Annotated in this window: 15 protein-coding genes; 2 read left to right on the plus strand and 13 right to left on the minus strand. The window is 34.1% G+C overall.

Annotation, left to right across the window (positions count from 1 at the left end; all coding sequences use genetic code 11):
* Positions 1-7: 7 nt before the first annotated feature.
* From NSQ08_RS12925 to NSQ08_RS12970, 10 genes are all read right to left on the minus strand, one after another.
* Positions 8-481: a tetratricopeptide repeat protein gene (locus NSQ08_RS12925; protein WP_002084932.1), complete on the minus strand. Its 474-nt coding sequence runs from the start codon at positions 479-481 to the stop codon at positions 8-10.
* A gap of 183 nt (positions 482-664) precedes the next feature.
* Positions 665-1,354 (minus strand): phosphopantothenoylcysteine decarboxylase domain-containing protein, encoded by a 690-nt coding sequence (locus NSQ08_RS12930; RefSeq protein ID WP_107886737.1) that lies wholly within the window; start codon positions 1,352-1,354, stop codon positions 665-667.
* A 12-nt stretch (positions 1,355-1,366) separates the two neighbouring features.
* Positions 1,367-2,167 (minus strand): aminoglycoside N(3)-acetyltransferase, encoded by an 801-nt coding sequence (locus NSQ08_RS12935; RefSeq protein ID WP_340780155.1) that lies wholly within the window; start codon positions 2,165-2,167, stop codon positions 1,367-1,369.
* Between the two features lie 248 nt (positions 2,168-2,415).
* Positions 2,416-2,817 (minus strand): GNAT family N-acetyltransferase, encoded by a 402-nt coding sequence (locus NSQ08_RS12940; protein ID WP_340775441.1) that lies wholly within the window; start codon positions 2,815-2,817, stop codon positions 2,416-2,418.
* A 61-nt stretch (positions 2,818-2,878) separates the two neighbouring features.
* On the minus strand, positions 2,879-3,817 hold the full coding sequence (locus tag NSQ08_RS12945; RefSeq protein ID WP_340775444.1) for a DMT family transporter: 939 nt from the start codon (positions 3,815-3,817) through the stop codon (positions 2,879-2,881).
* Between the two features lie 87 nt (positions 3,818-3,904).
* On the minus strand, positions 3,905-4,405 hold the full coding sequence (locus NSQ08_RS12950) for a GNAT family N-acetyltransferase (protein ID WP_002032747.1): 501 nt from the start codon (positions 4,403-4,405) through the stop codon (positions 3,905-3,907).
* Between the two features lie 34 nt (positions 4,406-4,439).
* Positions 4,440-4,985 (minus strand): GNAT family N-acetyltransferase, encoded by a 546-nt coding sequence (locus NSQ08_RS12955; RefSeq protein ID WP_002032749.1) that lies wholly within the window; start codon positions 4,983-4,985, stop codon positions 4,440-4,442.
* Between the two features lie 15 nt (positions 4,986-5,000).
* Entirely contained in the window at positions 5,001-5,702 is a 702-nt protein-coding gene (locus tag NSQ08_RS12960; protein WP_033709808.1) for a nucleotidyltransferase domain-containing protein, read from the minus strand.
* A 14-nt stretch (positions 5,703-5,716) separates the two neighbouring features.
* Positions 5,717-6,400 carry a DNA alkylation repair protein gene (locus NSQ08_RS12965; protein ID WP_159146792.1) on the minus strand — a complete coding sequence of 228 codons (684 nt, stop codon included), beginning with the start codon at positions 6,398-6,400 and terminating at the stop codon, positions 5,717-5,719.
* A 148-nt stretch (positions 6,401-6,548) separates the two neighbouring features.
* On the minus strand, positions 6,549-7,205 hold the full coding sequence (locus tag NSQ08_RS12970; RefSeq protein WP_061674126.1) for a hypothetical protein: 657 nt from the start codon (positions 7,203-7,205) through the stop codon (positions 6,549-6,551).
* 218 nt (positions 7,206-7,423) lie between these two features.
* Between NSQ08_RS12970 and NSQ08_RS12975 the strand changes: the two genes are divergently transcribed.
* Positions 7,424-8,251 (plus strand): peptidoglycan-N-acetylglucosamine deacetylase, encoded by an 828-nt coding sequence (locus NSQ08_RS12975; RefSeq protein WP_340775460.1) that lies wholly within the window; start codon positions 7,424-7,426, stop codon positions 8,249-8,251.
* A 42-nt stretch (positions 8,252-8,293) separates the two neighbouring features.
* Here the strand turns inward: NSQ08_RS12975 and NSQ08_RS12980 are convergent, their stop codons facing one another.
* Positions 8,294-8,719, minus strand: a complete 426-nt coding sequence (locus tag NSQ08_RS12980) for a WapI family immunity protein (protein WP_002032758.1) — start codon at positions 8,717-8,719, stop codon at positions 8,294-8,296.
* Positions 8,720-8,837: 118 nt separating this feature from the next.
* Positions 8,838-9,383 (minus strand): TetR/AcrR family transcriptional regulator, encoded by a 546-nt coding sequence (locus tag NSQ08_RS12985; protein WP_340775463.1) that lies wholly within the window; start codon positions 9,381-9,383, stop codon positions 8,838-8,840.
* Positions 9,384-9,556: 173 nt separating this feature from the next.
* Here NSQ08_RS12985 and NSQ08_RS12990 point away from each other — a divergent pair, with 173 nt between their 5' ends.
* Positions 9,557-11,005: a DHA2 family efflux MFS transporter permease subunit gene (locus NSQ08_RS12990; RefSeq protein ID WP_340775466.1), complete on the plus strand. Its 1,449-nt coding sequence runs from the start codon at positions 9,557-9,559 to the stop codon at positions 11,003-11,005.
* A 47-nt stretch (positions 11,006-11,052) separates the two neighbouring features.
* Here NSQ08_RS12990 and NSQ08_RS12995 read toward each other — a convergent pair whose 3' ends face one another.
* The gene (locus tag NSQ08_RS12995) at positions 11,053-13,026 is read right to left on the minus strand and encodes an LTA synthase family protein (RefSeq protein ID WP_033709215.1); all 1,974 of its coding nucleotides are present in this window, start codon (positions 13,024-13,026) and stop codon (positions 11,053-11,055) included.
* Positions 13,027-13,248: the final 222 nt, after the last annotated feature.

Consider the following 13,248-nt stretch of genomic DNA (forward strand, 5'->3'; position numbering starts at 1 on the left):
CTCTCCTCTATTCAAAAACCTCATTTAAATGGTCTTTATAAAATGAAATAGCACGTTCAAATTCTTTTATCTCATCTACTTTCACAACTGTCTCTAACAGTAATTTCATCGCTTCTTCATGTTCGTTTACGTTATATTTTGCTAATGATAAAAACACTTTCATCACGTCATTTTCCGGGAACTTCTTTATCCCTGCTTCTAATACAGTAATCGCTTTATCATATTCCCCTATACAACGATACGTACTGCCAAGACCGATATACGCACCGCAAAGAGATTCACCATCAAGTCCGTTCGCAATTGCCTGTTCATAATACGGAACCGCTTCCGTTTCAAGACCCATTACATCATGTATCCAAGCGCATTGATATAGTACTTCTGCATCCCTCGTAAAGTTTGTTAATCCTATAAGTATCTCTCTAGACTGCGCATATTTCTTTTCATTTCTAAGTTTAATAGCTTGCTTTAATAAATGTTCCATACAATCCACTCCTCACAAAATGTTCATTATGCATATATCATGTATTACACATTTACGAGCAGCTAATGGCCTATTTATTCCATTGATTCAATTTAATAATCAGTGAGGGCTAAGTTCCCCCACTAATTTAATATTAACTCCATTACATACTATGCGACTGCATCTCTTTCTAAAAGCTTAAATTTACATCGCAGTGATACGATTACATAAATGCTCTAACATATTGACAATTTCTTTTGCAGTTTCATCTTTCCCATTACATAACTTCACATTACCGTCTTGTCCAATAACGTGATGCACAGCACCGCGAGAATATAAAGAATGCGGTGAGTTTGCTACCATTACACTTGCTTTTGCATCTTCCATTCTTTTACTTGCTCTTTCAATAAGTTCTGCTTCATTTACGTCACTTTCAAGTTTAAAGCCAACGAGTATCGTTTCTGGATCCCAACTCTTTATTTGTTTTAATACTTTTGGCGCTTTTTGAAAATGAATAATTGGAGCGATGTCACTTGAAATCTTTCCGTTCATATTAAGAACATTTCCATCTTGATCACAAATCTTTTCGACAACCCAATCTGAGCCAGCAGCAGCCATAATAACTGCATCTACTTTTTCATGTGTAATAATACTTTTCATCTTATCTTGTAAATCAATAATCCCCTCAAATGGGTGCAATTCTAATTGGTTATTTACATCCATTGGCTTCTCAGCGAAATAGCCATGCAAATATATAACATTTGCTCCTTTTTTCATTAGCTCTTCTGCAATAATTCTTCCAATCGTACCTTTTGCTAAATTTGTATGCCCACGTACTTGATCCCATTTTTCTAGGCAGCCGCCGCTCGTAATTAATACTTTTTTCCCTTGCATAATAACCATCCCTTACTGATTTTTCGCACGAAACCACTCTGTTCCAAAGTCAACTGCATCACGCTGCCTCATAAAACGGCACGTCGCATTCCCTATCTTCCCACGCATAACTGTTCCTTTAAGCTCATATTCAACTCCGATTTCTACAAACGTATCAGAATCGTAATCCATTTCAACGAATTCTTTCCATACTCTTACACCTTCTTCTATAATAGGTGCTCCTACCTTTATTAACTCGCGTGCACCTGTACGTACCTCAGATAAATGTATAGACGTATTAGAGTCATAACCAACACCAAGTAATAATATGTATCCATCTAAATCGTATATTTTTCGTAATGGCGATTCTTCACCAAAACTTATGGAAAGTGAATGATTCGCTGTAATTTCTTCTGCGTGTTGCCCCCATGCTGCAAAACTACTGAGTGGATGATTACTGCGCAATACATTCGGATATGTACGAAAACATTCAACTACTTCTCCCATTGCCCTTGTTGGTGTTATACGTGGATCAAATGCTGGGACGTTATCCCGAATAATTTGCCACCATTCTTCTGGTACAGGTGGTCTTGACCAATGTTTTGGATCGGATAAATCCGAAGATTGCGTCGGCATAATTATCGTTCCTTCTTCTGTAACAACTTTCATTAACGCTTCTACTACGGCAACTGCACCGCCTGATATCCAACCGATTGAACTTAATGAAGAATGTACAATAACTGTCATTCCCTTTTCTATCCCTAATGCTTTTAAATCATTTGTAATTGTTTCGATTGTATTTGGAAATTGTGTATTCGCCACTATGTCATTCATTTTCACGATTGTTCCCCCATTTTGCTTTAAACTAATACATACATATATTATCATATTTTTCTTAATTTTTAACTTAATCATTTCAATTACTATACCTCTGTCGTTTTTATCATATCGGAAACAGTTAAATTATGGTGTATTTATTTAAAATTAATATAGAAAGGTGAACACAATCAAAAACTTTCAATCTAGCAATCTTAATTTATACTAATATGAAATAGCCCATCACAAATGATGAGCTATTTATTTTATTCATTCTCTAAATAACAATAAAACCTCTCTACCCCCAGATATTTCTCTCCCAAGCTTTCAATCTTAAAGTTACATTTCTTGTAAAATCCGACTGCCTCTGTATCTGTCTCAGCCTCAATATATGTTAACTCATATTCCCTAATTATTTCTTTAATCATTTGAAGTGCAATTCCTCGATTACGATATTTTTCATCAACAGCTATGTGACACATTCTCGCTCTATTTGTATGAATTAGCACTATACCTATGCAACCCTTATTCCCATATTTATATAGCACTGCCTGATCATTTTTATACATTGAAACTGCTTTAAATAAGCTCGCTTCACTCGGACCGGTCGCATGCTTTAATACTTTTTTAATGGGATCTATTTCTAAATACTCAACACGTTGTAACATCCTATCTCCATCCTTTCTCATGAAAAAAGATTAGCTCTTTATTGAAAAAGAGCTAATCTCATTACGCCGTTATTTTCTCTTCTTTTTTCACAACTACAGCTACATAACTATGAAGTATCATTCCGACAATTACAAGACTCATTCCAACCCACGATAAAGAAGACGGAATTGGAGCCGATAACCAGATCAGCTCTCCTACTAATGCAAATAAAACTTCACCAGACTGTGTCGCCTCAACTGTTGCTAATTTTTGCGGATCATCTTTTACAAGATCTGTCGCAAAGAAGAATAATACCGTTGCGATTAACCCTGAACTAACTGCTACAATAAAACATTGGAAAACTTGACTACTTGACGGTAATCCGCCTGTTGATACTTCATAACCAGATAGTAAAAACCAAAATGGTAAACTTGCTAATGTCATACCGAGAACTCGTTGGAAGACATCTAATTCGCCCTTACATACTTGCATCATTTTTCTATTTCCAAGTGGATATGCAAACGCAGCAATGAGTACAGGAACCACACATAAAATGGTTTCACGAATCCCTAAAGAAGAAGCGTGTTCTACTTGCATAAGAACAACACCGAATAAAATAATGCCTGACATTACTAATTCTTTCATTGGAAGTTTTTTATGTAATGGGTCTACCGCAAAAAATGGTGTTAACAAAATCCCTGCAACTATTGTAATTTGCCAAGTCGAAGCGACAAGCCACCCCGGTCCAAACGCACCCGCGAAACTAAGCGGTGCATAAAAGAGACCAAACCCTACAATACTCCATAACAACCACTCTTTCGGATTGTTTTTCATATATTGCAAGAGTTGTTTTAAATTCCCCCTATACATGACAATAAGTAATAGCATTGGAACCATAAAGTAATACCGTAGTGATGCACTCCAAATCCAACTCCCGCCCCCTAAGTCCATCGACCGGTTTAACACAAAGGTAAAGGCAAAGAAAAATGATGCCAATATCCCTATTACAATAACTTTCATTTTAAAACCCCTTGTTTAGTTTCTTGTTATACGATACAACAAAATGAATATAATTAAAATTCGCAATTCTTATTATATATGTATTCTTTAAAGAAACAACACCATATTTTCATCATCACTATACACACCATTCACCTTTATAGCTCTTTTTTCAATTCCATACGTTTTAAAGCCCATTGATTCATACAATTTTTTTGCTGGTTCGTTTGTAGATACAACACCTAATGTCAATTGCTCTAGTTTTATATCTCGCGCTCTTTGAATGGCATTTGTTATTAACTCACGTGCCAATCCGTTCCGCCTGTTTTGTGCATCTACATACATCGCAACGATATGACCTTTATGTTTATACGCCTCTCTCTCTTCTGTTAGTAAAGTGACAACTCCAACTAAATGATTTTCTTCATTAAATGCACCAAATGTACAACTAGTAGTAGCTGTTAAATTACTTTCCACTCTCTTAATAGGATTTTCCTGGCGAATCGCCTCTTCATAAGTTGTTACAAATGCCTCTGGATTTACTTGTAAAGCTTGTAAACGTAAGTCCCAATATTTTTCCGCATCTTCTTTCGTAAGTAATCGAATCATATTTATCCTGCCCCTTTAAGTTAACATAATATTTTTATAAGCTACTATTTAAAGATTGGTATTCTTCTCTTAACATACTATAGCGATAACGATGAATGAACTTCCCTTTACGTAACCGATCATTTCTCATTATTCCTTCACAAACAAATCCTGCTTTTTCATAACTCTTTCTAGCTTGTAAATTATCTTCGTCTACTCGTAGCCAAATTTTTTCTAATTTGAATTCAGAAAAACCGATTTGTAACATACTGTATAGGGCCGCCATTCCATATCCTTTACCCCAATATTCTTTATTTCCAATTGCAATCCCTAGTTCAGCATTTTTATTTGTATTATCAAAGTTTTTTAGGTCTACCCATCCAATGTGTATACCTTCCTTTGTAACGATAGCTCGTTGTTCATAACCATTCTTTCGACTTATGCATGCTTCAATCCACCTTCTCGTATCTTCATGAGTGAACGGTGGATATTGATCTGGTACAACTAAATGCTTTGTTACTTCTGTATCTAATGACCATTGATATCGACCTTCTACATCATCTATTGTCAGTTCTCTTAATTGAACGAATGGTACATTCACTTTGCTATCCCCTTTTCATTTCCCTATAGAAAATCCTTCGAACATTCTTCCTCCATACTGCTCTAACGTATTTTCTATAAAACTAATTAATTCATTTTTCTTCTCTGTTTTATAAAAATGATCAAAAGCCGCTACAAAATGTTCTGCATATCGCTCGTCATACCTTCTTAACACTCTAATAAACCATTTTGAATTTCCAAGCCATTGACCATTTACCCTTAAAACATATTCATGTACTAAATCAGCTAATAAATTGGCGATGAACAATTCTTCTTCTCTCTTTGTTGCACCAATGAAATCATCCAAGGTATCCGTAATAAAATAGCGTTTCTGCTTCATCGTTTCTTCTGACCATTTTTTTGGTCCTTTATTTATTAAACCATTCGCTTCTCTTTTAAGTGTCTCTACAATTTCATCTTTTCCTTTTAGCACAATCCCTTCTGAAACTAATTGAGGTAATGAAGGTCTCCCGCGCTCACAATCACTTTTAAAAAAGGTTTTATACGTTTCAAAATTATGTACGAATACTTCAACAGGCCAGCCATTACTATAGAAAGATTCTCTATAACAAGATGACAAACTTTGGTCGAATATTACAATATCAAGGTCAGATGTTTTCGTAGCCTCTCCTCTAGCCACACTTCCCCCTAGTAAAGCAACATCACAATTCGAAAATTGTGATGTAATTATGCTTTGTGCCGCTTCAATTGGTTTCATAATCTTACCCCTTCTTATTTTACTTTCTTTTTTTCAGCTCTTTCTCTCGCTTTTTTTATATACGGTTCTGCGTCTGGTGTTTTGCATGACGTTGCCCCGTGATCAACTTGTACTTTCCCAATTTCACGTGCAATTTCAATCGCTTTTCGCTCTAAGTCTTCATTACGAATTCCTATCGCGATTAAAGCACTATTCATCGCTTCTTTTTTTCTATTTTTTTCATTATGTATATTTGCTTTAATTTCTTCGAGATACGGAGTGAAGAATTCATCATGTAACGTTTTATTTTTAATCGCTATATTCGCTAATAATGACCAACCAGCTCTTCCAATCCATTCTTCATCAGACTTCGTCCATTCTTCCATTCTTTCTATCGCGATTGGTGACGTACATATAGCTGTCATAAGAACGTCCATTAAACAATAGTAATCAACATCCTGAACCCATCTATTTAGTTGTTCTGACGTTAGTTTCTTCGGATCTAAAATCATCGTTGCTAAAGTCATTGCATCCATATTTTTTGTTTCCCATAATGAAATTGCTAAATCATGATCTTTTTTTATCTTCTTTTTTAACAATTTTAAATTTGCAAAACTAACTCCAAATAACGGCTCTTTCGCTCCGTGGTTTTTATACGTCTTACGAGTTTGTTCTGTCCCATACTCTTCTAGTTGCTGCATTACTTCTTCAAGTAACATATGCCCACCTCTTTTATGTTTTATGTTCACTTCATATATGTATGTACGATATATTCTACATTATTTTTTGGTTTTCCTATATTTATTTTTTAAATACGGTATGTGAAATTTTTATTGATTTTCTTTAAAACAACAAACATCCTCTTCCTTATTTTTCACACGGTTGTTCATTCACACTCTGTATACAATACTCCACAAGCGCATTCAACGGATTTATTATGTTCCTTCCTATTATATTTTCTACCCTTGTAGTAGCGTCTACCATAGATAATTGTGCAACTGAAAGCATTTCGTTTCTATCTTTCATAATTTCATATAAATATTTTTCTAATTTAACATCATGCTCTTCTTTACGCCCTTGCATAATTAACTCAAATATCCCTTCTATCACTTCTACTTTTACTTGTATGGATTTATTATTCTGCTGAGCGTATAGTCTTAAACGTTCCATCGTTCCTGAAACAGTACGGTTATTTGTAAATAGTATTGTCTGTGGCTCTTCAACCTGACAAATCATTTCAAAGAATGGCTCATCAATTTTCAATATAGGTATGTCTATTTTGAAATTCTCATCTAATAACGTGATATAATCTGTACAAGTTATTAAAAGTGTATCAACATCACTTTCAGCTATATACTTTATAATATCTTTTAAATTATTTCGTGCTTGTTCTCGTTCTATTTTTAGTCTGTGTGATAAGATTGGATCTACAAAATGGAGTATTTCTATTTCAAAAAATTGCAACGCTCGGTCAATGTATTCAATATTTGAATGATGAGCATGTAAACAAGCTAATTTTTTCATACTTATCCTCCCTTTCTAAAACAAAAAACGTGAATGAACCATTTTACATGCAGTTCCATTCATTTAATTCTTGTTTCATTTTTTCAAACCTGCAAAACAGTGAAATCTTACATACTTTTTAACAAACTTTTTTGCGCTTGTAAAAAAGTTTTTTTGCATTTCCCCCTCTAAAATTGCTAATATAGTAGAGTAGAACTTTTATAGAGAGTAGGAAAATTATGCACAATGGAATTCGGATGACAACTTTAGTGAAAAGGGCTCTGTTGATTTGCGCTGGGGTATTATTTACATACGAAGCTGCTTACGGATCAACACATATCGCTCTAGCAAGTACAGAGGATGAAGCGAAATCTGTTCAACTTGTAAGTGAAATTCAAACGTCCCTTGCTCCGAAAGAAGCTCCAAAGCACTATAACGGGCAAGTTAGAAAAGTCGCTTACTTAACATTTGACGATGGTCCTGGAAAATACACAGCTGAGCTTTTAGATATGTTAAAGAGTGAAAATGCAAAAGCAACATTCTTCCTAATTGGTTCAAACGTAAAAGCTTTCCCTGATCTTGTAAAACGTGAAGATGCTGAAGGCCACTATGTTGGGATGCACAGTATGACTCATAACTACAAGAAACTTTACACAGAAGGTCATTACGTTGATGAAATGAAAGAAGACCAAGGCTTAATCGCTGGCGTTCTAGGAAAATCTCCAGTATTAACTCGTCCATCTTACGGCTCAATGCCAGGGTTAAATGAAGCTCTTCGCAACAAAGTTGTTGAAAATGGTTTAAAAGTTTGGGATTGGACAATTGATTCATTAGACTGGAAATACAACAAAATGCAAGTAGACGCTGCATCTGCTAAAATCATAGAAAACGTTCTACATGGTGCTACAAACCCAACAGAAGTTATTCTAATGCATGATATTCATCCACAATCAGTTAAAGCAGTACCTGGTATTATTAAAGGGCTGAAAGAAAGAGGATATGAATTAGAAGCCTATAATGAGAACGAACACTTCCCATTAAACTTCTGGCATGATAATCGTATTTAATAAAAAGACTTGATTCCCTCTTGTAGGTTATCAAGTCTTTTTTTATCGTTTTGGGAATTTCCTTTGTTGCTCTTCAATAGAACGAATAATATTCTCCCTATCCTCTTGAGTTATACCGATAGAAAATTCGTATTCTTCTTCCTTACACCATGTGGGGTTAAGTTCCAGCGATAAGCGAATAACAATGTTAAACTCGCCTGCTTTTCCCCCCATAAATTCAAACGCTAAATTTGGTTCTATGAAATCTAGTTCGTTATATGTAGGGTTTGGTAAAGATTCAAACCATTTTATCATGTACTGTAAATCGTATGTTTGTAAAAAAGGATCCATCGTTTCAAAAACTTTATTTTCTTCTGATAGTTTCGCTTTTACTCTTAACCAATTTCTATCACACTCGTCTTTTGCATCTGCATATTGGTAATTTACAACCTCTAAATGTAATGATATTTTTTCATTTTGAAAATTCATGCATATCCCCCTTCTATCTCTGGATCTTTTGTTTTATAAATTTTTATTAATCCCGATACTTTAAATTATACTAGGTTATTTTAATCTTTTTTTAATACGGATAAATTGTTTGCATTTATTACCCTTTATACATAAAATAAATTTGATTTGCAATATAATCTGAACTAAAGTGAAGTCCATTCCTTATCCACCACATGATAATACCTACCAATGAAGCTGTTTTAATATCAACCGCAACATAATCATCAGGCAGATCCTTTTTCGTATTCTCTCTTCTCGTTTCTATTAACTCTTTTAAAAATAAAAATAATTGCTCCTCAAATTGATTCATTTTAAATACTATAAATAAATAATTTCGATGGATATATAAATAATCAAGTAATTGTGTTAGCTTTTGTTTTTCTGATAAATCTTTTGCATGTATTAAATCAGCTATTTTATTTGAAAGTTCATTTGAAATCTCATTCGTGATTTGGTCTAGTAAATCTTGAATATCTTGATAATGTAAGTAAAAGGTTGTTCGGTTTAATCCTGCTTTTGTTGCGACTTTCTGAACCGCTAAACTTGAAATACTAGGATTCTCACATAGGAGAGAAAAAACAGCATTTTTAAACATTTCTCTTGAACGAACTGTACGAGGATCTTCTTTTTTAGGTGTAGACATTTTGAAACTCCTTTATAGATTTTCTCTTTACTTACTCGACAGTGCATACCTTCTATGTCGAGTAGTGAACATTTTCAACAAAACTGTTCATGGTCAAAGAAAATTTATTTTGTTACCATTAATTTTATCGACACAATGTCGATAAATCAAGACAACAATGAAGGAGTTTACCAATGCAAAAGGAAATATCAGAAAGAAATAAAAAAATTATATTAATTGTGCTCATTTCCGGTTGTTTTTTATCAACATTAAATCAGACGCTATTAAATGTAGCGATGAGTAATTTAATGGAAGTATTTGATGTTACAGCTGCAACCGTACAATGGCTATCAACAGGCTTTATGCTCATAAATGGCGTTCTAGTGCCAATTACTGCATTTTTAATGAAACGATTTACAACAAGGCAACTGTTTATTTGCTCGATGCTCTCTTTGTTTATCGGGACTGTTCTTTGTGCATGCGCCATGAATTTTGGCATTTTGTTAACAGGAAGAATGATTCAAGCAGTTGGAGCAGGAATTATTATGCCACTAATGATGACAGTTATTTTATATTTATACCCTAGTGAAAAACGTGGAAGTATTATGGGAACCATCGGTTTCGCCATAATTTTTGCGCCAGCCATCGCTCCAACATTATCTGGCTTTATTATTGAATATGTATCATGGAGATGGTTATTTATTGGATTCGCTCCATTTTTATTAATCGTTATTATTCTCGCGCTAAAATATTTAATGAATGTTGCTGAGACAACAAAAGCAAAATTAGATATCGTAAGTGTCATTTTATCAACGATTGGCTTTGGTTGTATTATATTCGGATTTAGTAGTGCAGGAAGTAAAGGATGGGATCATCCAGTTGTTATTACTACAATTATCATCGGAATAATTGTTACAACCCTATTCTGTTTACGTCAAATAAAGTCTAGCGATCCACTATTAAATTTATCCGTATTTAAGTATAAAATTTTCACTCTTACATCAGTCATTAACGTACTCATTACGATGATTATGTATGCTGATTTAATTCTTTTACCGATTTACTTGCAAAACGGACGAGGTTTTACTGCTTTTGAATCAGGTTTACTTCTATTACCTGGAGCTGTAATTAATGCATTCTTATCACCTATCACGGGTAAAATGTTTGATAAATATGGGGCAAAACCACTCTTTATTATAGGTTTAATATGTATCATTATATCGATGTGGGGTGTAATTGATTTGACCGAATCCACCACTTATATGTATTTAATGGTTCGTACCATTATTCTACGCATTGGACTAAGTTTCATTTCGATGCCTTTAAATACAGCAGGTTTAAACGCTTTACCAAGAGAACTGGGTTCACATGGTTCCGCAGTGAATAATACCGTACGTCAATTAGCAGGTGCTATAGGAACAGCAGTCATTATCACTGTATATACAATTCAATCCACTTCACATACTTCACAGTTATCTAGTGAGAACGGAAGCATATCAACTATGCAAGTAACGAAATTAGCTTCTATCTTCAGCTCAAGTGATGCCTACGTATTTATGTTAGTCTTATCCTTTGTAGCTTTGATTATTGCATGTTTTATGCCTAAAAAAGTAGCACTCCAAAAATCCGAAAGTAAATCTTAAAACAAAAAATCCTACTCGTTTTCTATACGAGTAGGATTTTTTATTATTTATTTCGTTTCCCCGTCTTCTGTCGTCTTCACCTTCGTTTTATCTTTATCACGATTGTTATAGTTATATTTAGAAGGTTCTACCGGTGTAAATCCTTCTGGTGTGTAGAATCGTAATAAGTCACCGTTAACAACTTGGTCGGAGTATTTTAGTGATTTTTGAACCATTTGCTCATTTTGTTTTATTTCATCTGTAAATTCTACAGGTTTCCCAGTCGCTGTATCATAGTATTTGCCGTTAAGTGCAGTAACTGTTGGACTTACGTAGTTACCGTTACGGAACGGAACGACTTGTTTATGCTCTGGTGATAATAAATCTGATCCGAATTGGACATAATTTTTCGTATCTGTACCTAGTAAGTGTAATAACGTTGGAAGAACGTCAATTTCTCCGCCGTATTGATGTTGTACGCCGCCTTCCATTCCTGGTACGCGAATGATTAATGGTACACGTTGTAATTGAGCATTTTCAAATGCGTTCATTTCTTTACCCATTATTTGAGACATTGCTGCACTATGATTATCTGAAATACCGTAATGATCACCGTACATAACGATAATTGAGTTATCGTATAGACCAGATTGTTTCAAGTAATCAATGAATCCTTTTACAGATTCATCTAAATAGCGTGCTGTTTGGAAGTACGTATCTACTGATGAATCACCTGTTTTAGCTGGTTCAATCGTTGCTTCCGCTTTATCAATCGGATAAGGGAAATGGTTCGATAACGTAATGAACTTCGTATAGAACGGTTGTTTCAACGTTTGTAATAACGGAATTGATTCATTAAAGAACGGTTTATCTTTTAAGCCATAGTTTACTACATCTTTTTCATTCATATCGTAGTATGACGCATCAAAGAATTTATTAAAACCAAATGATTTATAAACTTCATCACGGTTCCAGAATGTTTTGTAGTTACCGTGGAACACTGCTGATGTGTATCCTTGTTGTCCTAAAATAGCCGGTGCTGATTGATACGTGTTATGAGCTTTATTTGTAAAAACAGATCCTTGTGGTAATCCAAACATTGAGTTCTCTAACATGAACTCCGCATCAGATGTTTTCCCCTGTCCTGTTTGATGGAAGAAGTTATCAAAGTATAACGTATTCGCATCTTTTGTAAATGAGTTTAAGAATGGTGTAACCTCTTGACCATTTAGCTTGTAGTTTAGTAAAAAGTTTTGGAATGACTCTAAATGAATATAAATTACGTTCATTCCTTTTCCTTTACCGAAATACTCAGGGTTTGGACTTGCATAAGTTGATGAAAGATAGTTTCTAACTTCTGTCATATTATCTCCATCCGCTAATGCTCGTTCTGTTGATGCTTTCGCACTTTGAATACCATCATAAATCGTAAAGTTGTACGCCCCTAAATATTTCACGATATAATTGCGGTCAAATGTTCTTGTTAACAATTCAGGACGGTCAGATTCTGCCAGACCTAAGTTAACGCTAAATAATAAAATACCTGCTACAAATACTAGAGATAATTTATGCTTCGCAACACGGACTGGTTTAGGATTTACAAATTTCGTTGCGACTAAAACAATTAAAATGATTGTATCTAAGAAATATAGTGGATCATATAAGTGTAGCAATGCAAAAATACTACCACCTAAATCTCCAAAGTTATTCGATTGTGTTAATGTCGGGAACGTAATAAAGTCGCTGAAAAAGCGATAATATACTACGTTTGCGTATAAAAGTATAGACATTAGCAAATTAATAATAATTAACCAAATGTAAGCTCGTTTCCCTTTTGCGAATAATGCGAGCCCTAAAAATAGAACTGCTGAGCTTAACGGGTTGAAAAACAGTAAGAACTTTTGGATTGTGTTCGATATCCCTAAATTAAATTCTGTCACATATGCGGCATATGTTTTTAACCAAAGTAAAATAACAGCAAATACGAAAAATCCAAAATGATTACTTAATACTCGTTTACTCTTCAATAAAAATTGTTGCATCTCTCCACCTCTTTTGATCATCCAAGGCTTATTTTATATAAGTCTGTCTCTCTATTCAATTTTTCTTCTTCAAATAGATTTTATTTGTTTAACTATATGAAGAATATTAGTAATTATAATTTGTAGCTTTTATTTATTCAACTATTTCTTTTTAAACATTTTGACCTTGGTTTCTATTTAACAAAACACATTTGTAACATTTCCTGTTTTCTCCCAAGGCTC

Origin of the sequence: Bacillus sp. FSL E2-8887 (assembly GCF_038007205.1) — a bacterium.
In the GTDB taxonomy this organism is placed as follows: Bacteria; Bacillota; Bacilli; order Bacillales; family Bacillaceae_G; genus Bacillus_A; species Bacillus_A mycoides.